We start from the raw sequence: 24,949 nt of genomic DNA, 5'->3' as shown, positions 1-24,949 counted from the left end.
TTGCTGAGACAGTGGTTGCTGTCACCTGCTCAATGTGAGCAGTGCGGCTTTTTCCGAGAGCGCAAAACGGTATGTACCGTTTTGCTGAACTTCGGAGGAGCCCTTTCATGCCTCGCTTGGCATCAGCAATTCCCAAATATCGTTTGCACCGTGCCTCGGGTCAGGCCGTGGTCAACCTGGCCGGATCTGACTACTACCTAGGACCTCATGGAACCAAGGCCAGTCGCCTGGAATACGATCGCCTCATCGCGGAGTGGCTGGCCAACGGTCGCCAGCGAAGCGCAGCTACCGACTCGCATCCGACGTCAAGCGTTACGCTCGTTGAGGTGTGCGCCGCTTATAAGCGGTATGCCGAGGGGTACTACCGCAAGAATGGCGTGGTCACGAACGAAGTCACTCAAATTGTGGCCGCGCTGACCGTCGCCCAGGCCCTTTATGGCTCCGAGCCTGCGGATTCGTTCGGACCACTCAAACTGCAAGCCGTCCAACAAGCGATGCTCGCCCGTGATTGGTCTCGCAAGCACATCAACAAACAGATTGCCCGCATCGTGCGGGCCTTTTCGTGGGCCACCTCGAAGGAAATGATCGCCGCGAACGTCGTCCAGGCGTTGCGGGAAGTAGCCGGCCTGCGGAAAGGTCGTTGTGACGCCCGCGAGACTGAGCCGATTCGGCCAGTCGATGATGCCATCGTCGAGAAAACCCTTGCCTTCTTGCCCGCCGTGGTCGGGGACATGGTGCGAATTCAGCGGCTGACGGGGAGCCGGCCAGAAGACGTCTGTCGGATGCGCCCGGGCGACCTGGACAGGGGCGGCGAGGTTTGGACCTACCGCCCAGAAATCCATAAAACCGAACACCAGGGAAAGACGCGAGTTATTTTCCTGGGACCGCGTGCCCAGGCAATTTTGCAACCCTACCTGGCGCGGCCTGCCGCGTCGTATTGCTTCTCGCCGAAGGAAAGTGAAGCCCAACGTCAATCGCAACGACATCAACGGCGGGTCATTCCCCGAACCCATGGTAATGCCCCTGGCACAAACCGAGTTTCCCAGCCCAAGCGTTCACCTCAAGAGTGCTACACCACAGCAAGTTATCGGCGAGCCATCCATCGGGCCTGCGAAGCTGCGTTCAACAAGCCCGTCGAGTTGAAGGCGAAGTGCTGCGAGTTAGCGTCAGATCAGCAAACGGAACTCCGCCGGCGAGCTAACGCCTGGCGGCAGCAACACCTGTGGAGTCCGAACCAGCTTCGCCATACGGCAGCGACTGAAGTCCGCAAGCGGTTCGGAGTCGAGGGAGCACAGATTGTGCTGGGGCATGCGGCCGCCGATGTTACACAGGTTTAAGCGGAGCGCGACCTGCAGCGGGGCGTGGAAATCATGCGCACCATCGGTTGAAATGAGGACATCGTTACAACCACGAGGAACATCGCATGTTAGTCGACGTAAGCCAACAAGCCCCCCGCAAACTCTATGTGCCGTACGTTCACGTGCACAATTTTTTCAGCATGCTCTCTTCCGTCGGGGACTTACTGGGCGGATTACCAGTCTGGGAACAGGAGGGCCAGCAAGTAAGCGAACAGCCCGTGCTGTTTATTGCTGAAAAGATCAAAGCGGTCACTGGCCCCTTGCAGACAGCGCAGCCGCTGATCGCCCAAGTTCTTCCCTGGCTGGCTATGGGGACCACTCACCGGCCGTTGCCTCGTTTGAGCGGACCTAGCTGCTGGAACACACGTCACCGCCTAGTGGCCTCGTCTTACCATGAACTCGCCGCCGAAATTGCTGAGGGACTTATGCGGGATCTCGCCTTTCTCGGCGATCACCACGCGCTGCTCATGGCCCCCGACCTGCAGCACCTAACTGATCTGAAATTTGTCACTGACGGTTTGGGAGAACTTGCGCAGCACGGCTGGAAATGGCCGCTAATGCAGCGTTGCGCCGCTGAAAGTGGTGCGCTGCGCGGCCTGCTGCGCCAAGAGTTTCTCCGTGCCTGGGCACAGATGCCAATTCGAGCAGATGAGCTGACCGGCACGAACAGCGAAGACAGGCCTGTATTAGATCAACTGCCGGAAAATGGCTGTTCGCAGCGTGATTTCTACTTTTTCAGATTGAAAAGTCAGAACAGGAAACCAGCAGAAATCAGAAACGCGTGGAACAGCAAACCTGTTGGTGAGCGAAAAGAGATCGCTCCCGGTTGCTGCGGAACAGTGAGTATCGAAGTTGTCAGAAAGCAACTTAAGCGCATGCAGAAGAAAGCTCCCTCGGCCTGAACATCGGCAAGTTTCAGTTTGAATCGTCTGTTTGCTGTAGTTGGCGATTTCCGTACGCGTTGGCTGGCAGTCGGCTCGTGTCTAAATGTCGCGGGGGCGATGTCCGAGCCCCGCTCTGACTGGTGACGCAGATGTTCTTGATTGAACGTCGCCACCCCAGAAAAACAGCAACACATTCTTGGTACTGGCGGAATAACCAGAGCTGCTCCGGCTGTTATCAACTGCTCGCCCTAGGGCGCCGACGGTTTGCTGATCCGCCGCGCCCTCTACCCCCGGTCTCAACCTGGACCGGAAAAAAATTCGAAATGTCCCAGTTGTCCCCAGCTGTCCCCAGGTGCCCGGTCCCGCGTCGACTCGCGAAGGTAGGCGAGGTGGCGTGAGTCGACGCATTTAAACAAGGGACAGCAATGATCAGTCTCGGCGAAACGATTGTAACCCTGGCCGAAGCCGCAGCACTCCTGCCGCGGCGGCGCGCAGGCAAGAAGGTCCATACCTCTTGTGTTTATCGGTGGACCACCAGTGGTTGCCGCGGGGTCATCCTGGAGTCACTGCAAGTCGGCAATACGCGCTGCACCAGCCGGGAGGCGCTGGAACGGTTCTTCGCCGCGTTGGCGGTCCCGCGTATCGCCGTTCCCCAGCAGCCCCCAGAAGGAGCGAATTCGCGGCTCGATCGGATCGCAGCTGCCGAAGCGGAACTTCGCAGGCCAAGCCGCTAGCCGAGTCCCACAGCCACACGGGCGCGACAATCAAAGTCGCATCGATCGGGTTATGTAAAAAACGGCACGCTCTCTGTTGTCGAGCATATCGCATCAACCATTCAACCTCCGACACACAGGCCCTGAGAAGCCGGGTGCCGGATCAAGCAAGGATTACAACGATGAGGAATCTGATTCTGCCGCCCAATCGCAGCAAACGCCAAAAAACAAAGCCGCCCGGAAATACCGATGCGGTTCAACCTGTGCAGTACCCGGTGGGAGCTGGGGTGATCGTTCGCACGCAATCGCAAGAAATCTTTATCAGCGCCGAGGACGATCAAGCTGCCAAGGAATTCGCCGAATGCCTGGTGGCCGCAGACGTCAGCGCGGTCACGGTCGAGCTTCGGGAACTCGAGCAATGGTCGCCGCATTTCCGCTGGACGGCCTTCCAAGCGATCGCGGAAACTAGCCCTCAGGTGACGTTGGCCGGGAAGCTGAGCCATTCCGCCAAGCAGAACTTATTTGTCTGCTGCTTGTCTGCGATTCGGAATTACGAAGACCTGGACCACATGGTTGCTATTCGGCAGGCAATGTGTGAAGCGGCAGCACTTGTCTACCCCACCCAGATCGGTGAAACGGTGGCCAAAATCCGCGAAGCTTACAAACGGCAGCACCTTCCTCAGCCCAAGAAATCCGAACTCGAAGCGGCCATTAAAAACCTCGCGCGCACCAACGACGGAGTAATGGCTAACGAGGGGCCGGAAGGTATCGCCCGGCGGTACGTTGCCAGCCTCGCAAGTGACACCTCGAATCCAGAGGACGTGCATGTCCCCCGCCTGTTGCGCTATCGCGAAACTTGGCAACGGTTCGACGGTCAGGTTTGGCGAGAGGTGTCAGCCGAGCGCGTGGAAACCGGGGTCGTCCAAATGCTGCAAGTGGCTGGCACCGGCCAAGCCACGAAACCACTGCTGCGCGATGTAATGCTCCATTTGCAGGGGCTATGCAGTTTAGTGGAGAGTCGCCTCGAAGGCCCTCTGTGGATCGACGATGCAGCGGCGAGCACAAGTGCATCACCCTATGTCGCTTGCAGAAACGGTCTGCTTGATCTCAGTCCGGTGCTGGCTGGGACGGGCCTGCCAGACTTCTTCAACTTTTCGCCGCGGCACTTTTCGGCGGTGCAATTGGGTTTCGATTTCGACCCAACAGCCAAATGTCCACTCTGGATGCAAACCATTCAACAGATCCTGCCGCGCAAAGGGAAGCACGATCGTCGTCGCGAGCGATTCCAGGAGTTCGGCGGCTGGGCGCTAGCTGAAAACGGTCCGCGGATGGAGAAGGTCTGCATTTTGCTGGGCACTGGGGCCAACGGTAAGTCGACCGTGCTGAATGTATTGGAGGCGGTCCTCGGCCGCGACAATGTCTCGCATGTCGCGCTGGAGCACCTTAGTCATTCGTTTCGGCCCAGTCAGATGAAAGGCAAGCTCGCCAACATCTGCAATGACCTTAATCGCGTTGAGAAATTCCACGAGGGTGTGCTCAAGCAGCTCGTCTCGGGTGATGCGCTGCAAATCGAGCGCAAGGGGATCGATGCCGAAACTTTTGTCCCGCGCGCCAAGCTAATGTATGGCACCAATTCGTTACCGGCGATTAACGATCGCTCTAGTGGAGTGTTTCGGCGGCTACTGATCATTCCGTTTACCGAGAGCTTTTCCGCCGTGAATGCGGACAAGTACTTGGGTACTAAGTTGCTCGGCGAGCTTCCCGGAATCGCGAACTGGTTTCTCGACGGTTTGATTCGGCTTGTCAAACACGGACGGTTTAGTGCCTGTAAGACCTGCGACGCGATTGAGCGCCAACATCAGATCGACAGCGACCCCTTCATCCAGTTCTTTGGCGAGTATTGCGAGCTTGATCCGAACAAATCAGAAGAGCTGCCGTTCCTTTTCAACATTTACAAGACCTTTTGCAAGGCGAACAACCGCCTAGCGGTCAACAGTAGCGAGTTTGCGCGGCGCCTGGAGGAACAAGTTGGTGCTAAGTGCACTCGTCCTGATGGCCCACCACCAAGGCGCCGCATCCTCCGTGGATTGAAGTACGTCGGTTCTCGGCATTTCGCCTAGGAAGACCGCAGCAAGCCGGGACTCTTCCGGTACGAAGAAAGCTCAGATTGAAGTGAAGGTTAGGCATTCCCGTCCTGGCGTCCTGGCTATTTCAAATATTCCAAGAAGAAAAAGTGGTGTAGTTGTTGTTTTTCATAGGCACGTTCTCGCGAAACCTTGGACGCGAGGACGGAACCCGCAATTACGCTAAATCAACGAAATCAATCCCGTGCTCAACCCAGAACTTTACCGTCGTCTTTGCGCAGAATTCGGCCATGTCCACATCACAAATGCGGGCGTTGGCCAGGAGACGAAATTGATTCCTGACTGGCACCGCGGTGGCCGTTTGCGTGCCTCCAGCCAGCGCAATTTTGGCGCAACAAATGTCGAGCACTATGCTGTGGACTGTCCGTTCTGCGGGGATGAGCGCGGCCGCCTGTCGCTCCAGTATCAATACGGGACCCCTCACCCAAACTCAGGCAAGCCGCGCATTCATCTGTTGAAGTGCTTCCATAATGAATGCTTCGACATTGATACCCCAGGTTCTTGGTCGCGTCAGCATGAGCTTTGGAAGCAACTGCAACCGGGTAGGAGCTGCTTCAGGGTGTTACCTGCCCTCGGAAGGGCACCGGTAAATGGTACGCCGCGCAAAATCCTAGAAGCACAACGCGTCGACCTGCCTGCGAATATTACACCGATTATTGACGTCGAAACTGACTACGCGGCGGTGGAGTATCTCGAAGCGCGCCACTTTGACCCCCAAGAGCTGTGGGAGCGCTGGCGCGTGTATTACTGCGATTTCTGCGGCGATGTGAAGCCGAAATTTCGGCATCGGCTTGTGATTCCTGTTTACGGTTGGATCCCGAGCACTCAAGCCCACCAGCGTGTACATCTAGTCGGTTGGCAAGCCCGTGCGATCGCCGAGAGTTCGGCAGGACGCAACGACCCAAAATATTTGACCGCTGCTGGGTTTTCGGCGAGTGCTGCGGTATATGGCTTGACATGGGCAAGCGAACTTACGGGACCAGTGGTGATCTGCGAGGGCGTCACCGATGTTTGGCGGCTGGGCACCAACGCTGTCGCGATTTTTGGGAAGAAGGGAAAGCTATCGCTGCAGCAACAATCGCTTATTCTGCAACGTGCTCAAGGCCGACCAATCGTGTTTTTTGCAGATGCGGACGCTGTCGAGGAAACAAGTAAGAGCGCGAGCTCTCTTTTGCGCGCGGCTCGTTCGCAAAACAAAATAATCCCTAGGTGTGTTGTGGCTCAGCCGCCGAGCGGCCGTAGTGACGCAGGTGCGTGCATGCGAGTCGAAGCCTGGGATGCGGTTGCCCGGGCGCTAGGGAGTAGGCCCCATAAGCTCGGCGTAGACTTTTCTTGCCAAAGCCTGCCCCGACATCCGCGGCAGCGATACGGTTAACGCTCACACAGTGATGACCGCGTTTAACTGGAGTGAGCCGGGCCAACCCTGAAACGCATAGTTGATGAACTCTAATGGCTACCTTTTTACTGTTTTCTATGGAGAGACTTGAACAAATGGCGAATAAACCGACAGGTGGAACAAGCCAGTGGCACTCAACGCCGTGAACCCTTTTTGGCGAGAGTGAAAAAGTCTTGATGCGATTGAGGTTAGTGGCGATGCTTTCGTTTCTCACCGCGAAAGGATCGTTCACCGCTCACCCGAAAGGATTCGGGAATGTCGCATCAAGACCCTAGTCGAAGTCAGCAAGGTCGAAGTCAGGTTGTCGTTGCCGAGTTCCAAGCGGATCAGCTCAAGCAGTCACTGGAGCGATTGCTCGGCGAGGGGGACTGGGGTGCGATTCGGTTTCGTGACGACTGCACGTGGGGCCCACGGCAATTGGCGGCCACGGCGTTGCTCTGGGCTTGGTCGGATGAACTCACGCTGGGGGACCGCTTCTTTGCTGCCCGCAGATTAGCTCAATTTCTGTTTGCGCCGCAACAGGAGTTTGCCAGTTCGGTGCAAGCCTTCATGAAGTTGCTGCTGCGTTGGACGGTGCTGCTGGTCGGCGTATTGCAGGTGACGTTTCGACGGCAGATGCAGCGTGCATTACCCACCCTTTGGCGAGTTCATGGCCTGGTCCTCTTCGGCATTGATGGCAGCCGAGTCGACGTGCCGCGAAGCAAGTCACACGAGGCGGCACATGCTCCGGTTCGCGATGGTAAGGGACGAAAACTCAAACGCAATCGTCGCCAGAAACCGCGCACCGCGATTCACTCGCGCAAGGCAAGCGTCCCGCAAATGTGGTTGACCCTGCTGTTTCACGTCGGCACAGGACTGCCTTGGTCGTGGCGAATCGGTCCGACCGGCAGTAGCGAGCGCGAGCATTGGTTGGCGATGCTCGACGAACTTCCGAGCAATGCCCTGATCACCGCCGATGCTGGCTTCGTGGGTTACGATTGTCTGCGCGCCGTTGTTAACAGTGGTCGCCATTTCCTGGTGCGAGTCGGTTCGAATGTGCGTCTGCTGTACAAGCTGGGCTTCTCCCGCGAAGTCGTTGGCACGGTGTATCTCTGGCCCGATCGTGCTGCCCGTCGCAGCCAGCCGCCGCTCGTGTTACGCCTCGTCGTGGCCACTGGTGGAAAGTATCCGGTCTACTTGCTCACCAGCGTCGGAGAAGAAGAATTATCGCGCGGACAAGTCCTCGACGTTTACCGTCGTCGCTGGGGCGTGGAACTCTTCTTTCGCCACTTGAAGCAAACGTATCAGCGCCGCAAACTTCGCAGCACCAATGCCGCGCATGCGCGTTTGGAGTTGGAGTGGTCGCTGCTGGGACTATGGAGCATGGCGCTCGATGCTCAGGTCCAAGCGACGCGCGTACAACTAGATCCTACTCAACTCAGCCTAGCGGGCGTCTGGCGCACGTATCGGCGGCTGATGCGCGACTATCGACATCCGCTGGCTCGGCAACAATCGCTCCCCCACCAACTCCCTCAAGCAGTGCGCGACACCTACGAGCGAGCCAACAAATCCAGCCGCAACTATCCTCGCAAAAAACGTCCCGACCCGCCCGCTGGCTCTCCCGAGTTCCTACTCGCCACCAAGTCCCAAATCCATCGCGCCCGCTACCTCACGACCGCTGCCTAAAAAGGGTTCACGGCGTTGAGTGGCACTGCGACAAATGTCACCGGCTGATCGAAAGTGTTGACCAAGGCACCGTGGAATGGATTGACAAAGACTTAGAGCCAAGTCCAGACGATCGGATAACCACAACTGCCTCCAAGTCGCGAATTGTTCATGCGGCCGGTTATAGCCCCAGCGGCAGCGAGTATGGATGTCATCGCACACCAGCTGAAGAAGTTCGTGAAGGAGGAGCTTTTGGGGATGCGCCATTAGGTGACTTCACGGGATCTGACGGTCTGTTGAAGATGCTGGCGATGATCCTAAATCGTAAGTTGCCTGTGGAGGAACTGGTAATTCTCATTAAAAGGATTCACGTCACTGGCTTTGAGAAGGTTTCGAGAACACGGCGCCGTGAATAAGAAAGCATACCAGGTGGTGAGGATTGCACTTCGTAAAACTTCCCCGAGCGAGTTGATGTGTGCCCCAGCACCCTTCACCCACGGTCGCCGGCAATAGTGGTTCTTGGAGCGTCGAACGACCGATTGTGCCGCCACAAGCAACACTGACCGACGGTGCAGGCTCTTTTTGGGAAGAATCGCGCTAATTCAGATTGGAATGCGTATCAACTCGATGAAGTACATCTTTTGGTCTCTGCTGCTCGTAATTCGTAATTGCCGGCTCGCCCCAGAAAGAGCTAGCCCACCAAGCGAAGTAACTGAAGGTGGGGGACCAGACGATGCTGCGGTTTAGGTTGCTCCAATGGATTAACGTTTGGTGAAATCGAACGTTCGTCGACAGAAATGCTGCTGGGGCTTGGGATTTACGGTAGTCGGACGTCTGGTCCTGTGGCGGGGTTGTTGAAGTCGTTGGGGCCGGGGGCGGTGAGGGATTCGTCGGCCATGTCGGCGGCGTCCCAGTGGAAGAGGTCGCTGCCGTTGCCGCCCCAAGAGTCGTCGTCCGAGTTGTCGGTCAAGATGGGGAGCAGGGCAAGCACTTCGGGCGGTGGTGCAGCGGCGTTGGAGTTCAGCTGCCAAGCCGTCAGGAGTGCGAGCAGGGCTGCGTCGTTATCCATTGGGTCGCTGTAGGTGTTCGCCGCATAGGTCATCGTGTTGGGAGCCGAAGTCCAGGTGCTGTTCTCGGCACCACCCAGCCCACCGGTGATCAGCAGGTCGTTGCCGTCCCCACCCGAGAGCGTGTCGCTCCCCGTGCCACCGATCAACACGTTGTTCCCCGAGTGACCCAGCAGCCAATCGTTACCGTCGCCACCCGACAGCAGGTCGTTGCCGCTGTTGCCTTGCAGCGTATCGTTGCCGCTGTAGCCATACACCCGGTCGTCTCCGGCTCCGGCATCGACGCTGTCGTTACCAGCCCCGGCATGGATGTAGTCGTTGCCACCACCGGAGTTCACCAAGTCGTGGCCACCACCGGCATAGATCACGTCGGCTCCGTTGCCCGAACTGATCGTGTCGTTACCGTCGTTCGCCCCCTGGAAGTCTTGCGGGGTCGGGTCGCCTGGATTCGTTGGCGCGTTATCTCCCCAGATCACGTTCTGGCCTTCGCCACCCGTGATCTGGTCGTTGCCGTCGCCACCCACCAGCCAGTCGTTGTTCGAGCCACCCGCCAGCGAATCGTTGCCCGCTTCGCCGTAGAACACAGCCGGGATCTTGGCCGTGGTCTGCGACATCGTGTCGACTCCGTTGCCGCCGTACAGCACGGCCTTGCCCGGCACGTTGTAGTTCATGATCGCGCCGCCGATGCGCACCCGCACCTGATGCGGAAGCGCGGCCGTGGCATTGGCCGAGATCTGCATCAGGTCGTTCCCCGTGGTCCCGCGGCCGAACACGTCGCCGATCTGCACGCCCGTCAGCTTGCCGTTGTCGACCAGGTTGAGGTCTTCGATGCTGACCCAACTGAAGGGGGCCGTGTTGGCGCTGAGGACGTTCCCCGACGAACCGGCTCCCACGATCATCGCCGTGTTCTTCGGCACGTCCGTGACATCCAGGTTCAGCACATCGCCCACCGTATCGCCGGCCTGATTGAGCGCCGGTACCGGATCGCCACCGTCGATGAAGATGGTGCTTCCCCCCGCAGTCGCGGCCGTGGTCGGACGAATCAGCCGCGTCGTGGCGGGGACGGCTAGGCCCACGTGCATGGCTCCCGTGTTCCCGATGACCGGGGCCGGAGTTTCGCCGAAGATATCTTCACCATCGTTGCCGTACAGACTGATCGTCCCCACGCCGCTGGCCACGCGGGTGAACGGTAGCTCCGTCACCGGGGTGACCCCGCCCCATTGGTTCGACGTGAAGAGGAGGAACTGATCGTCGCCGTCGAAACCACGCAGGGCCACCGTGTTCAGGTCGTGCGGCACGTTGGTCGGGGTGAACCGGCCGTCGATCGTGTCCCCCTGCTCCGTGCCCGTGTAATCGAAGCTGTCGATGTTGCGGAACGTGACTCCGCTGGCGTTGATTCCCGTCACCGCATAGTCCGCATTCATCCCGCCGGCTGCAGCAATCAGCACGTTCGGGTCAGCGGTCGTGTCGCCACTGTCGTCGATGAACAACTGATCGTTATTGCCCGCCAGGTTGTTGTCTTCCCCGTCGACCACCACCGGGCCGGCAATGTCGTCGACCGTCAGGCCCGGACCCGCGAGGAAGAACTGATCGCTGCCCAGACCACCCAGCAGCGTGACCAGTCCGGTGTTCGAACTGGTGCTGAGGACGCGGAGCGTGTCGGCGAGGCCGTCGTCCGTTGGACCACCGAAGCCGGTCGGATTGCTGCCGTCGAGCACGATGGTCGGGTTATTCGTCTGACCGCTGCCGAAGCTGGTCAGCGTCAGCGTGTCGCTGCCCCGCAGGCCGTAGACTTCGAAGCTGCTGAAGTTATCGCCGCTGAAGTCGAACGGCGTGTAACCGGTCGGCTGGACGCGGGTCTCACCACCACCGTTATCGGTCGTGTTGATCGTGTTGCCTGACAGGTCGCCCAAGATCTGCAGCCCACCGGCCGTGGCATTGAAGCCCGCCCGATTCACTTCGCTGACGCTGGTGAAGTAGGTGATCAGCGTGTTCGCCGGATTGGTCGTGCTGATCTCGCCGTCGTTCGCAGCAGTTCCCGAGCCACTGCCGATGCCGTACACCTGGGCGGTGCTGGCCAATCCCAGGTTGAACGTCAGCACATCGGTGCCTGCACCGCCGGTGAACAAGAACTCCGGCGTCCCCACCACGTTTGGATTATTCGTTACCCCAGGCACCGTGCCGACGAAGTCGGGCAGGCCCGTGCCGGTGTCGAACACTTCGACCGAGTCGTTCTGCCCGCCGCCGCGAATCTCCAGCGAGTTGATCGTGGCCAGGGTGCCGGTGTAGAAGTTGCCGGTGACCGGGCCCGTCCCCAGGCGATTGATCACCAGGTCGGCTCCGACCCGCTGCATCGTGAGTTGATTGTTGACCCCGTTATAGACCGGCGTGAGATCAATCAGCAGGTTCAGCGGACCGCCGGTCACGTCCTGCTCTTCGATGCTGACGTAGGTCACCGGGTCGAGCGCCGGATTGGCGGTCGGCGCGAACGAGAAGCCGCCGCTCCCCACGTCGCTGACCGTTTGCACGGTGAGTGCCGGGACCGTGATCACCAGGCGATCGCCGTCGGCCGTGCCGTGCGGCGCGTTGCCGTTCACACTGAACGAGGTCGTTGTCTGCGGATCGAAGTCGAACGTGTCATAGTCGTCCCCGCCGTTTAAGAACGTCGTGCCAGTGCCGCCATTGACGGTGATCACACCATTGATCGTCACCGTCCCACCGCTTCCCGGCGCAACTTCTCCGACTCCATTCGACTCCCCATCTCCCGCATCCACATTCACCGTCACCTGCGTCGCCGCCGTCACATCTCCATCCAACAACGCATCGTCACCCGCATTGAGCGTCACACTACCACCCGTCGATTGCACCGTAACCCCGCTGTTCACCGTCAGGTTATCACCCACCGCCGCCGAATCCGACGCGGTGAAAACCACATCCCCCAGCGAGATGCTGTCAGAGGCAATCGTCAGCGGACTGCTATTGACGATGGTGGTGCTGCCGCCGTCGTTGTTGGCACCAAAGCCCAGCAGGTGCAGATCGCTCACCGTAAGCAACGCGCCCATGTTGCTGTTGAGCACACTGATCGCCCCGCTGGTGGAGTTGAACAACTGAATGTTGCTGACCGCAGTTTCAATCGCACCATTGGCACCGCTCGAACCGATGCCAGTGGCTGCTTGCAGGAAGATGTTCGGGCCGGTGATGTTGTTGTCGAGATCGCCATCGATGATCGCGCCTCCCGCAACGATTCGGGCACCGGCTGAGGCGGAAACGTTCGCGATCGTCGCATCGCCCGTGGTCGTCAATCGATTCGCGCCAAGCGCCAACAAGCCATCCACCTTTTTCGCAGGATTATCAATTCCCACAAACGACGACACCGTTTCGTCCGTCAGCAATTGCAGTTCCGCGCCGGGCTGCACAGTGACCGTGCCCGCAGCATTCAGGATGGCCCCTTCTCCCACGAGACTATTGAGGACGAGGCGTCCATCGTTCAAATTGGTCGTGCCACTGTAGGTGTTGCTGCTATTTAGCTGCAGCGTTCCATCGCCGTCTTTTTCGAGCGATCCAGCACCCGTAATTGTGGCCGTGCTGGCGACTGTGCCTAAACGAGTTGCGTCGATCTCAAACGTGTGAGGATCGCTGGTGAGCAGATTGATCACGACGTTCGAAATCGTGAGGTTCTGGTTCACCACATTCTGAATCGTGCCGCTGGAGAAGTTGAAGTTGAACGGTCCGTTGGCCCGGGTCAGCGTGATGAATTGCAGCGTGCCGCCGTCCAGGTTTACGTTTGCGGTGCCCGCCGCGGAGCCTGCGCCGTTGCTATTCTGAATCGTTCCATTCACGGTGAACGTGCCACCGTTCAGGTTCAACGTGCCGGCAGTGTTATTGGGATTCGTTGAGGTTCCAGCGAGGCTGGGATTGCCGAGAGTCAAGCTAGAGGCAGTCACGTTACCAGCGTCCATGGTGAGTGTGCCCACGCCGGAGCCACCGCCACCACCACCTCCATGCCGGCCCAACGTGACGTTGCCGAGCGTACCATTGAACGTGCCATTGCTGAGGTCCATCAAGGCGGCACTGTTGACGCCGGTTCCAGAGGCGTTGTTGTCGCCGATCAGCAAAGTGGTTGTGGCAACGCTATTGCCTTGCAAAGTGAGCGTGCCACCGGATGCATCAAACCGAACGAGACCGAGACTCTTCAGGCCGCCGACGGTCAGCGTATTGGTCGAAAGATTGTTCTGAGCGTTGCCCAAAACGATCCGATTGCCGTTCGCCGCTTCAGAGCCGAAGTCGGTGTTGTTGTTGTGACCGCTAGCGGTTGAGTTGCCAACGACAACCGTCGTGGCGGCAATCGAGTTGGTGCCAGCCTTAGAAAGAAGAAGTGTTCCGCGTGTGTTGTCACCGGTGGAGTTGCCCTGAGTGTTGAGGATATTGGTGCCTAACAACAGGTTCGAGGCGGTTAGGGTCACGCTGCTCGCATTGGAGAAATCAATAACACCCGTAGAAGGGACGGTAGTTCCGCCCGCAGAGACCACCGTTGTCCGGCGACCAATGAACATATCCTGGCCGGAGGAGCCGGCGACAACTGCGCCCGCGTTGACGGTTAACGTCGCAGCAACGGAAGCCGAGGTAGTTGTTAGGCCCACGCGAAGCTGATCAACATCCAACCCGTTGCCGACCGTCATTGCGCCGTTGTCGATCGCCAGCAGGCCACTCCCGGCGGCATTGGTCACAGCGCCAGAAACGGTTGCGGTGCCGCTCGTGACCTGGACCGTGCCGCCGTCAATTGCGAGGGCATCTGTGGTGAGTGTGGCTGCTGCACCCGCCACCTGCAACAGACCGCCAGTCACGGTCGCTGTACTGGAAACAGCAAGTGTTCCGGACGTGACTTGCGCAGTCCCTCCAGTCACTTCCAAACTGTCGGTGCCGTAGGTGCCGGTGTTGGTAGCAACCTGAAACAGGCCTGCGTTCACGGTTGTGGTTGTTACGGTGGAAGTATTTATCGAGGTTACCTGGAGGCCGCCAGCGCCAGCCTTGGTCAAACTTCCGTTTTCGATTATCACGCCGATATTGAGTTCGGTCGCTGGGGTTCCATCGTTAACGGTAATGGTTCGCACGCCGCCACCAAGATCAATCTGAGGTAGCGCGGTGAACACTGCAGTACCGTTGTCTATAATTCGGGCCTGGTTGCTTCCGCTTGACGAAGCCGTGAAGTCACCGTTAAGCACCAGGTGAGCACCGAAAGCTCCTGCTAAGGTGCCACGGTAAAGTGTCAACAGAGATCCAACCATCGAGAGACCGCCGGGCCCGACTACGATCTGGCTCTCACGAACTGTGTCGTTGCCACCCACGATATTCGTGCCACCAGTCAGCGTGAGTCCGTTGGTGGAGAAGACCGTCCCGCTGTTCACGGTAAAGTTGCCGGCCGAAACATTGGTCGCGCCGGTGACGGTGACGTCGTTGCGCGTACCACCCGCGGCGGTGTTCAGCGATCCGCCTGTCATGGTCAGGCTGGCGATCGTTTCATCGCGCGCGGTTCCGTTATGGAAGTTGAAGGTGCCGGTGCTGATCGAAACGGCCGACGTATCGCTGATCTGATTGTTTGCAGCCAGTTGCAGCGTGCCACCACTGACCTGAATATCGCCGCTCACTGCATTGACCCCAGCCGACTTGCCGAGCGTCAAAATTCCCGTCGTCACCGTGGTGATACCGGTGAACGTATTGGCCACTGCACCGTTCAATGTCAACGTGCCGCCACCTTGCTTGGTGAAGCTGCCAGTGCCGCTGATCGGCGCGGTAATCGAGGTGTTGGCAGCATTGCCAACGGTGAGGTTCGAGGAACCCTGGAGCACAATCGACTGCGTCGCCGATGCAGCCGCGAGCGAGCCGATGACGACTGTCTGGGCTAGATCGATACCGGTCACTTCCAGGGTCTGAGCGTTCACGAGTACGACGGCTTCGCTGTAAGTGCCCTCGTTGACGATGAAGGTGCCGCCGAACGTTGGGTGAACCGTTTGCGCAGAAGCGAAGGTGGAGAAGGCATTCACGCCGAAGATGGCAATCTCGTTGCCGGTGGTTCCCTTGTCGGCGTCGTTCACAGTCTGGCCAATGCCACCTGAGAAGTTGTTATCAATGTAAATCACGTCTGGAACTGCGGCATTGAACAAAACCAAGTCGTTGCCGTCGCCACCGGTGTACGAGGCGATGAACTGGCGAGCATTCAGGCCCGCACCCAGCGTAACAGTTCCACCTTGGGCAAGGTTCGCGAATGGTGTGATCGGATTCAATGTGTCGTTCTGAATGAGCGTGATCAGATTGGGTAATGCAGGAACAGTGCCGCCACCCGCGCTCACGAACGTTACTGTTGCAGCAGCCAGATTGATGGTGTTGGCCGCACCGTTGACGATGATCTGGTCGTAATCGCCGCCGACGCCGGCGGTGAAATAATCGTCGTTGATTTCGAACGTCGAATTGGCTGAGTAGTTGCCCGTGATGGTGAGCGTGCCGGGACTGTTGCCGGGATCCACTTGCGATAAAGTGCCGGTACTGGACACGTTTCCCGTGATTGCTCCATTTCCACCAAGCACGCCTGTGCCACTCACGACGACGTTGCTGATGAGCGTGTCGTTTACGTTCAGGCGGCCGGCGCTGACCGTTGTTCCCCCGCTGACAATGTTGTTGTTGCCATCGAGGTTGGTCGTACCCACGCCAATTTTGTTCAGTGTTCGACCACTCGTGGCAACAATGTTGCCAGTAATATTCAGGGTCCCATCCCCGCCAATGTCAGCATTGCCGGCGAATGTCACAGTGCCACCGACAGTGCCGGTACCTACGCTGGTAATCAGCGCTCCGATGTTTCCTTCGCCAGTCCCCGTGAGGCTGGTGATCGGCTCAGTTCCGATGTCAGCTCGCACGTCCAACGTAGAACCGGCGGCGACTGTGATGCCACTGGATGGCGCACCGAGCGCGGTATTGCTGGCTGCGATGATTACTCCGTTGCTGATTGCCGTGCTGCCGGTGTAAGAATTGTTGCCGGACAAGGTCAACGCCGCTGTCCCGGTGGAACTCTTGATCAGACCTGCCGTTCCGGAAATATCGCCCGACACCTCTGCCGGCCCCGATCCTTCAAAAACAAGTGAATTCCCGGCAGCGCCCGCCACGTTGATATTGCCCGTAATCAACAGGCTGGTGCTGGAGTTGATGGTGATGCGGGTGTTCGTGCTGGCATATCCCACCGTGATGTTGCCGCCCCACGTGTTGTTGCCGTTGACGTTGCGCAAGGCACCGTCGCCATCGCCGGTAATTTCCAGCGACTCGCCCACAACATTAATATTCCCTCGCAATTCCAGGGCAGCGCTGTTCATAACAATGGTTCCGCCGGCAGCCGACCCCAAGGATGTAGCGTTTTGGATTGCGACAATACCAGCGGCGATCGTTGTGGAACCTGAGTAGTCGCTGGCACCAGTCAACGTGAGCCGACCACCGCCAAGCTTACGGAGCGAGCCGGTGCCACTAATGACCGTTGCCATCGTGTAATTGGCCGTACCAGCATTTAGTGTCAGTTCGTTGCTGCCGAGATTCGCGGTTGCCCCAAAGGAGATTGTTCCATCGGTGCCCGTTGGGCGGTCGGTATCCAGCGTCACGTTGGCCCCGAGCGCAACGGGCGCAGAGATTTGGATATCACCGCCACCGGTTGCGGTGCCAGCATCCGTATTGATGTTGGCATTCAGATTGACGAGGCTGGCGGCAGCAACGATGACGTTGCCTTCAGCGACAGTGTTGCCCAGCGTCAGGGGCGCATTCAAATTCACGACATCGTTGTTATCGGTGAACATTTCTATCGAAGCGCGAAATTGAGCATCGACCGAGTCGAAAGTGAGTGTGTCTGCTCCTGCGGCGCCGGTGCTCGTGCGAATCGTTAGTCGCGACGTCGGGATATTGAAGTCAGTCAATTCACCGAAGAGATCAGAATCGATTCGCATTTGCCCATCGTTGGCCGTTTCATCGGTGACCGTGATGGTTTCAGCAGCGCCGAGAAAGATGAACTCCGCAAATTCAGTTGAGATGTCCTGATCGACGGGTTCCAGGCCGCTGTAGTTGATGGTGCCGGCAATCGGTCCGGCCAGCACAATGCGCCCATCACTGGCGTTATTAAACGTGTGTATGACTGTCGTTGTGCTGCCGCCGGTAACCACCATCGAATCGTTGCCGCCAACTCCGCCAGCGAACGATATCCCACTCGTAGGAATCGGATTACCATTGGTCATGTCGATTGTCAGCGTATCGTCGCCATCCAAGCCATTCAGAGTGAGGATGTTGATATCCACGAAAGGCGAGGATAGGACGACGACATTGTTCAGGCTTACTTCAAGGTTAGGCCCGTTTTGCGTGACAAGGAAACTGTCGTCAACGCCGGTGCCATTGACTACAGGATTTGCGTCAAAGGTCAGTACTACGCTATTCGCAGTGTAGGAGATGGTCAGCGGTCGATTGTTCACTACCAATTTGCTGCCGTCCGGCAATCCGGCGAATTCTCCCGAGATTCCACCAACGGCTGTAAGAATGGTAAAGGAATCTGCCCCGACCGGCGCATAAGTGCTGCCACTAAGATCCAGCGTGACGCCGGTTAGATCAACCAAGCCAGCGCTGGCGACACTCACTTGATCATAAAATCCCGGGCCGCTACCAGGTACTGCGCCATTCAATTCAGGGGCAAAAGTGGCACCGCTGGCGAACGTCAACGACTGGACAGTTCCACTTCCCGCCAAAGTTCCGTTAGAGCTCACGTTGATGGGGCTCACGGTTAACGTCCCGTCTAATACCAACTTGCCGCCATCGACTTGTGTTGCCCCAGTGTACGTATTGGATCCTGCCAGGACTCCCTCGCCACTCCCAGATTTGGTGAGCGTTTCTCCACCATTGAGTTGTGAAAGCGATTGCAGCGTTCCCGCTGAAAACTCGAACGCAATCGGAATCGCAGCGGTGCCGACGCTGCCGCCAGCCATATTCAGCGTGCCACCATCCACAGACAAATAAGCAGAGTTAACACCAACGCCACCCGCTCGAACAATGTTGATATTGGACGTCAAAGTGCCGCCTTCAACGCTGATATTACCAACGGCTGTTCCTGCCACGGCCACGGCGGAGGCAAAGGTAAGTGTTCCACCTGTGTTAATCGCGAAGCTGCCGCCGGAAATATTGAGGCTGCCGGTCGCAATTCCAGTGCCCGTGGTCTTTGAAGCGATGGTTACCGTTGAAGCCGTAAACGTACCCCTATCGAATTCTACGATGCCGGTTACACTTCCGTTGCTCGAGTTGCTTCCAAGGGCGATCACTAACGAACTTGCCACAACCGAAGAATCGTGACCTCGTAGATCGAGTGTGCCGGTCAGGCTGCCCGCAGTTCCAGTGCCGTTGTTGCTGCCTACGGTGATTGCGGCGGGACCGGAATTTGCCTTGTTCCGAATCGTAACCGTACCCGTTCCGACACCCGGACTTGCAAACGCCAATCTACCTGAGGCCTTGGAGATGCCAATATTAATGGTATCTGCACGGATCGTATTCGTGCCTTCGCCTAGCGTAATTGAACTGGTGCCAAGCGCATTTGAGCCATTCGAATGGCCAATATTCAGCGTGGTGGCGATAATTGAATTAGATGTTTCAGTGAGTGTGATAACGCCCCGGTTGGTGCTACCAAAGCCGAGGTTGAAGTTTGTCACATTGGCCGAAAATCCGAGAGCACCTGTCAGTCCGCTCAGGTCAAGAGTGCCTGTGTTGTTATTTGCACCATTGGTAGCTGCTTGGGCAAGTCCAACATTAACGTTTCCGCCGGCAATCGCGAAGCTGCCAGCTCCCGAGACATTCAAACTCGTCGCGGTGACTGAGCTACTGCTAATTCCAATCGTCAATCCACCGGAAGTTGATATTGACTGGCCGGCACCTACTGAAATCGTATTTGCCGAGGCGTTGTTTGTTTGAACAAGGATCGCTCCACCAAAGCTGGCACTAGCGTTATTTAAATCTAGTGTGCCAGTGTTCGTCCGACCGCTGAACAAACCAAAAGTCAAGCTTCCTGCGAGTGCTTGATTGACGCCATACGTTAAAGTGCCCTGATCAATGGTGGTAGTGCCGGCATAGGTGTTGGAGGCAGCCAGTGTCAACCTGTTTGGCCCAAGCTTAGTAATTCCTAAGTTTCCAGCTATCGAGCTGTTGTAGGTGAAGTCTCCAGCCGCTGTATCAATTCCCAGCGCGGAATTCGCGGCGAAGCCGCTGTTGTTTGCCGCCAGGAGATTCGAAATGTCAAGCTCGGTCCACTGGCCGAGGCCGGCAACATTCACCGCAATTGCTCCAGTGGCAGCGGCGGTTACACGTCCGGACTGATTGTAACCGGGCAAGTTTCCGATGGTCGGAAACTGAAGAACGCCACCGCGGGCAGTTGTAACACCCGTATAAGTGTTCGCCCCGGTGAGTGCCACTATTCCCGAACCCAAGCCAACTACGCCGATTGAATTTGTGAGGCTATTTGTGTCGGTAATGGCATTTGAGTAGGTGAATAAGTCACTTGGTGCGTTGGAGGCATCAAAGCCAATCGACGAACCGCCGAGGAATCCACCCAACCCCGACCCAAGATTTGACAGGGTTTGAATATCAGTCGCAGTGAACTCATTTGCCCCTCCCACATTAAAGGCCAGGGTGGCACCCAACGCCGTGAACCCTTTTTAGGCAGCGGTCGTGAGGTAGCGGGCGCGATGGATTTGGGACTTGGTGGCGAGTAGGAACTCGGGAGAGCCAGCGGGCGGGTCGGGACGTTTTTTGCGAGGATAGTTGCGGCTGGATTTGTTGGCTCGCTCGTAGGTGTCGCGCACTGCTTGAGGGAGTTGGTGGGGGAGCGATTGTTGCCGAGCCAGCGGATGTCGATAGTCGCGCATCAGCCGCCGATACGTGCGCCAGACGCCCGCTAGGCTGAGTTGAGTAGGATCTAGTTGTACGCGCGTCGCTTGGACCTGAGCATCGAGCGCCATGCTCCATAGTCCCAGCAGCGACCACTCCAACTCCAAACGCGCATGCGCGGCATTGGTGCTGCGAAGTTTGCGGCGCTGATACGTTTGCTTCAAGTGGCGAAAGAAGAGTTCCACGCCCCAGCGACGACGGTAAACGTCGAGGACTTGCCCGCGCGATAATTCTTCTTCTCCGACGCTGGTGAGCAAGTAGACCGGATACTTTCCACCAGTGGCCACGACGAGGCGTAACACGAGCGGCGGCTGACTGCGACGGGCAGCACGATCGGGCCAGAGATACACCGTGCCAACGACTTCGCGGGAGAAGCCCAGCTTGTACAGCAGACGCACATTCGAACCGACTCGCACCAGGAAATGGCGACCACTGTTAACAACGGCGCGCAGACAATCGTAACCCACGAAGCCAGCATCGGCGGTGATCAGGGCATTGCTCGGAAGTTCGTCGAGCATCGCCAACCAATGCTCGCGCTCGCTACTGCCGGTCGGACCGATTCGCCACGACCAAGGCAGTCCTGTGCCGACGTGAAACAGCAGGGTCAACCACATTTGCGGGACGCTTGCCTTGCGCGAGTGAATCGCGGTGCGCGGTTTCTGGCGACGATTGCGTTTGAGTTTTCGTCCCTTACCATCGCGAACCGGAGCATGTGCCGCCTCGTGTGACTTGCTTCGCGGCACGTCGACTCGGCTGCCATCAATGCCGAAGAGGACCAGGCCATGAACTCGCCAAAGGGTGGGTAATGCACGCTGCATCTGCCGTCGAAACGTCACCTGCAATACGCCGACCAGCAGCACCGTCCAACGCAGCAGCAACTTCATGAAGGCTTGCACCGAACTGGCAAACTCCTGTTGCGGCGCAAACAGAAATTGAGCTAATCTGCGGGCAGCAAAGAAGCGGTCCCCCAGCGTGAGTTCATCCGACCAAGCCCAGAGCAACGCCGTGGCCGCCAATTGCCGTGGGCCCCACGTGCAGTCGTCACGAAACCGAATCGCACCCCAGTCCCCCTCGCCGAGCAATCGCTCCAGTGACTGCTTGAGCTGATCCGCTTGGAACTCGGCAACGACAACCTGACTTCGACCTTGCTGACTTCGACTAGGGTCTTGATGCGACATTCCCGAATCCTTTCGGGTGAGCGGTGAACGATCCTTTCGCGGTGAGAAACGAAAGCATCGCCACTAACCTCAATCGCATCAAGACTTTTTCACTCTCGCCAAAAAGGGTTCACGGCGTTGGGTGGCACCCGAATTGACAGTGATATTTCCGTCCGTCCAACTGGCTGTGGCTGCATTATAAAGCGACGAGCGCCTTCCCAACTGTAGGGTGCCACCTTCCACTGTAGTAATACCGGTGTAGGTGTTTGTTCCATTCAATGCCGTGCGGCCACCACCTACTTTGGTTAGCCCAAAGCCTCCGGATACTGCCCCCGAAATCGTCAAGGTTCCAGTGCCTCCCAGCGAGACATCGCCAGCGAGGGAAACGGCTCCCGATACACTGCCTGATGAGCCGCTAACGAGCGCGCCGGTTGTGCCACCAACTCCCGCACCTGCAATGCTCAAAGGCTCTGCGATTGACGCCCGCACATCCAACGTTGCTCCGTCAGAGACGATGGTTGAGTTAGCTACGGCACTGGAGCCAAGCGCTGCGTTATTCGAGGCAATGAGGGTACCGCCACCCAGAGATGTCGTCCCGGCATAGGTATTTGTACCGCTCAGCGTGAGCGTACCAGTACCGACCTTCGACAGGCCAGCACTGCCAGCGACGACAGAGCTAATCGTAGCGCTAACACCCGTCTCGGTGGTGATTGTCGCGGGACTGGTCAGCGTGAGAGTGCTACTGCCGAGCGTATACCCAGTCGTCTTTAGCGTAATTGCGGAAGCCGAAACTGTCGTGACAGTCACTGTCTTGGCTGCTGTAGATGTTCCCCAGAAGACAGCTTCATTTCCGTTCGTCCAAGTGACCGGATTGTTGCTGCTATCCACCCAGCGGCCAGCCGAGGAGGTGTTCCACGTACCAGCGCCGCCCAACCCCGCTCCAGTGGTAAGGTTGTTGTTCGTCGTGTTCCCGTCTGGATCCCAATAAAGCGCCGCCATCAGCGCGCGATCTTCAAGCGACTCGAGAAAGAGTCGGCGTCGTTTGACGCACTTCAAGTTTTTGGCGTGAACTTTTCTTCCAGAACCCAAGCGTGATTTGCGACAAACAACCGAACTACCTAACATGTCAGACGCCATGACAGAAACTCCGCTGCGGGGTACGTACCCCAGATATCGAGTAAGCAGTGGCGCGCAGATGCTTCCTCGAAGGCCAGCGGGTGATCACTGTGACGCGCGGCGAGACAACGCCGAATGGTTGGACGGCGCAATTGCTCGGCACTCAGCGACCCGGGAGAGGTGGGCACTTACGGCAGTTAGCGAGTATCATCAAACTGAACCGAAGTTCTATCGTGCTACTCGCAATTTGAAAATTTTGCTGGTCACCGCGTAGTACTTGCGACAACTTGTCTAGTCAAACGCGGGGACTTTTGTCCGTCTTTTTTCGGCATGCTGATTTGGTTGAGTTGTGACAGTCAAATTCGTCGCTCTCGCACGACCTCCTTCAAGGTTTACAGCGAGCGCCATGTGGCCATCCGCGAGTTGTGCGGCACGTCTGGTGAATGAAATTACGTTGAGTCCAAGAAAGAATCGTCGAATGAAACACGAGCTGGCCGTTTTGCTGGTGCTCTGCACGCTTGGCTGTTCGCAGCAAAGTGATAAAGCCGAGCTTTCCTACACCGAGAAAACAGCGGTTGCACCAACGCTCGAAGGTGAGCTTCATCAGAATGGAGAACATGGATTCTCCATTCGGTTGCCCAAAAGTTGGGGACCGATCTCACAGGACGATCTTGCCAGGCAAGGTGCTGCGGTTTCCGGCCCCGAGCTGAAAATTGAATATATCGCCGGATACCAGGTGCTAACCAACGACTTGTTCGTTCATCCGTTCATTCTCGTGCGCAAGCTGCCAGCAGACGCGATGCCCAAAGAAAAGATCAAAGCGGTGCGGCAACTCTATCGGGATTCAGGTGAGCAAATCGCTCGGTTGGCCGAACAGAACGCAGGTCTGCAACTCAATACAGAAGTTGGCGTGCCCGTACTGGACGAGGAAACGGGCATTGTGTGGTTGAAGTTTCAGCTCGACGGAGTTGACGGACAGCGAGTGGAGGGCTTGATGGCGCACCACTATGCTGACGGGCATATTCTGCAATTCATCGCGGGCACGACAACGATTCGGGGAAAAGAGGATTGGCCCGTGCTGGAGCGTACACTGCGAACGATCAAGCTTCGCGCGAAATAGCACATTGTCGTTTTGTAGGAACTGGCAATAATCGTTCCATTACACGAAGTTCGATTCATGGCGACCAAAGCTGCTCGTGGGACTTGCGGGCAATCGTCAGCGTCTGAGGACGTGACCTGATCTACAACTGGCTTACCACCGAAATCACACCGACCGTCGATTCGAGACAGGAACCAAACACGTTGTTAACTCAAAAAACTCTCCTTACCACTTTTGCCTGTTGCTGCGTGTTGATCCCATCGTTCGCCAATGCGCAGCAAAACGGCGAAAAGGAAGTCCCGGCACAGCTTCGCGTTCTTTCGTACAACATCCATCACGGCGAAGGAACGGACGGCAAACTCGACCTGGAGCGGATTGCCCGCGTCATCAAGTCGGTCGATCCGGACCTGGTCGCTTTGCAGGAAGTCGACCGAGTGGTACCGCGATCGAAGCAAATCGATCAGCCTGCAGAATTGGCCAAGCTGACCGAGATGAAGGTGGCGTTCGGTGCCAACTTGCCGTTGCAAGGGGGCCACTACGGTAACGCGATCCTGTCGCGGTTTCCCATTGCGGCTCACAAGAATCACTTGCTGCCCGTAATCGACAGTGGCGAGCAGCGGGGAGTTCTGCTGGCGGAGATTGAAGTGCCGCAGTTGGCCGAGCCACTGCTGTTTTTAGCAACGCACTTCGATCATCGCGGCAAAGATGCCGAGCGAATCGCGTCGGCCAAGACGATCAACGGTTTGGTTAGCAAGTTTGGCGACCGCTGCGCACTGCTTGCTGGCGACCTCAACGATGTGCACAGGAGCAATGCCGTCGCGGAATTGCAAACGAACTGGACTCTGGCGAACCAGACTCCACTGCCGACCGTTCCCGTGGACAAGCCGAGGCAGCAAATCGATTTTGTTCTCTTTCGACCCGCGGCACGTTGGAAAGTGGTGGAAGTGAAAGTTTTGGACGAAGCGGTTGCCTCCGATCATCTTCCCATCCTGGCCGTCTTCGAAATTAAGCCGGCCAGCCCGCCCGCGAAGTAAATCACGGCAGCTGTTCCGCCACTGGCCTGAAGATCGCCGCGACGACCGAAATCAAATAGGCCAGCACCAGTGTGCCCCAAAGGAGTTTGCCCAGCCGCGTTTCGGGCGGGTAGACATGCACGAGCATCAGGCCAATGAGCGTGACGAGACCGAGGATCGCGGCAAAGATGTCTCGCTGCATCCAACTGCCGCCGGCGAGACCCAGGCCCACGCCAGCAGTCACAATGAGAATGTCAGTCAAGCGAAACTGATACTCGCTTGGTTTGGCCGGGGGCTCTTCCGGCAACTTCGGCGGATCGAGAAAACGCTCGATCGCCTCGCGCCCTGGTCCATCGGGTGGACGCAGGGTGAAGTCATCAGCATTCGTTGAAAGCGGCAAATCATCAGGCATGA

General features: G+C 57.7%; 13 protein-coding genes. 9 read left to right on the top strand and 4 right to left on the bottom strand.

The features are described from left to right. Positions 1-107 precede the first annotated feature (107 nt). The 7 genes from ETAA8_RS17090 to ETAA8_RS17060 all read left to right on the top strand — a co-directional run bounded on the left by ETAA8_RS17090 (position 108) and on the right by ETAA8_RS17060 (position 8,555). The gene (locus ETAA8_RS17090; RefSeq protein ID WP_145090781.1) at positions 108-1,337 is read left to right on the top strand and encodes a site-specific integrase; all 1,230 of its coding nucleotides are present in this window, start codon (positions 108-110) and stop codon (positions 1,335-1,337) included. Positions 1,338-1,423: 86 nt separating this feature from the next. Next, on the top strand, positions 1,424-2,260 hold the full coding sequence (locus ETAA8_RS17085) for a hypothetical protein (protein ID WP_145090778.1): 837 nt from the start codon (positions 1,424-1,426) through the stop codon (positions 2,258-2,260). A 407-nt stretch (positions 2,261-2,667) separates the two neighbouring features. Then, positions 2,668-2,976 carry a DUF1580 domain-containing protein gene (locus ETAA8_RS17080; RefSeq protein WP_145090775.1) on the top strand — a complete coding sequence of 103 codons (309 nt, stop codon included), beginning with the start codon at positions 2,668-2,670 and terminating at the stop codon, positions 2,974-2,976. Positions 2,977-3,137: 161 nt separating this feature from the next. Next, the gene (locus ETAA8_RS17075; protein WP_145090772.1) at positions 3,138-5,075 is read left to right on the top strand and encodes a DNA primase family protein; all 1,938 of its coding nucleotides are present in this window, start codon (positions 3,138-3,140) and stop codon (positions 5,073-5,075) included. 208 nt (positions 5,076-5,283) lie between these two features. Next, a complete protein-coding gene (locus ETAA8_RS17070; protein ID WP_145090769.1) occupies positions 5,284-6,474 on the top strand; it encodes a hypothetical protein in 1,191 nt (396 codons plus the stop codon). A 276-nt stretch (positions 6,475-6,750) separates the two neighbouring features. Continuing rightward, on the top strand, positions 6,751-8,160 hold the full coding sequence (locus tag ETAA8_RS17065; protein ID WP_145083689.1) for a transposase: 1,410 nt from the start codon (positions 6,751-6,753) through the stop codon (positions 8,158-8,160). Positions 8,161-8,231: 71 nt separating this feature from the next. Continuing rightward, a complete protein-coding gene (locus tag ETAA8_RS17060; RefSeq protein ID WP_145090767.1) occupies positions 8,232-8,555 on the top strand; it encodes a hypothetical protein in 324 nt (107 codons plus the stop codon). 401 nt (positions 8,556-8,956) lie between these two features. Here ETAA8_RS17060 and ETAA8_RS17055 read toward each other — a convergent pair whose 3' ends face one another. The 3 genes from ETAA8_RS17055 to ETAA8_RS17045 form a co-directional block, all read right to left on the bottom strand. Beyond that, the gene (locus tag ETAA8_RS17055; protein WP_145090765.1) at positions 8,957-19,903 is read right to left on the bottom strand and encodes a beta strand repeat-containing protein; all 10,947 of its coding nucleotides are present in this window, start codon (positions 19,901-19,903) and stop codon (positions 8,957-8,959) included. A gap of 15 nt (positions 19,904-19,918) precedes the next feature. Continuing rightward, complete coding sequence (locus ETAA8_RS17050; RefSeq protein ID WP_145083689.1) at positions 19,919-21,328, bottom strand: transposase; 1,410 nt, start codon at positions 21,326-21,328, stop codon at positions 19,919-19,921. 78 nt (positions 21,329-21,406) lie between these two features. Further along, a complete protein-coding gene (locus ETAA8_RS17045; RefSeq protein WP_145090761.1) occupies positions 21,407-22,444 on the bottom strand; it encodes an autotransporter-associated beta strand repeat-containing protein in 1,038 nt (345 codons plus the stop codon). A gap of 457 nt (positions 22,445-22,901) precedes the next feature. Here ETAA8_RS17045 and ETAA8_RS17040 point away from each other — a divergent pair, with 457 nt between their 5' ends. Both ETAA8_RS17040 and ETAA8_RS17035 read left to right on the top strand, forming a co-directional pair. Then, positions 22,902-23,543: a hypothetical protein gene (locus ETAA8_RS17040; RefSeq protein WP_145090758.1), complete on the top strand. Its 642-nt coding sequence runs from the start codon at positions 22,902-22,904 to the stop codon at positions 23,541-23,543. Positions 23,544-23,725: 182 nt separating this feature from the next. After that, complete coding sequence (locus tag ETAA8_RS17035; protein WP_145090755.1) at positions 23,726-24,556, top strand: endonuclease/exonuclease/phosphatase family protein; 831 nt, start codon at positions 23,726-23,728, stop codon at positions 24,554-24,556. 1 nt (position 24,557) lies between these two features. Here ETAA8_RS17035 and ETAA8_RS17030 read toward each other — a convergent pair whose 3' ends face one another. Beyond that, positions 24,558-24,947 carry a hypothetical protein gene (locus ETAA8_RS17030; protein ID WP_145090752.1) on the bottom strand — a complete coding sequence of 130 codons (390 nt, stop codon included), beginning with the start codon at positions 24,945-24,947 and terminating at the stop codon, positions 24,558-24,560. Positions 24,948-24,949: the final 2 nt, after the last annotated feature.

The sequence above is a fragment of the Anatilimnocola aggregata genome, assembly GCF_007747655.1.
Lineage (GTDB): Bacteria > Planctomycetota > Planctomycetia > Pirellulales > Pirellulaceae > Anatilimnocola > Anatilimnocola aggregata.
This window is presented reverse-complemented; position numbering and strand designations above follow the sequence as displayed.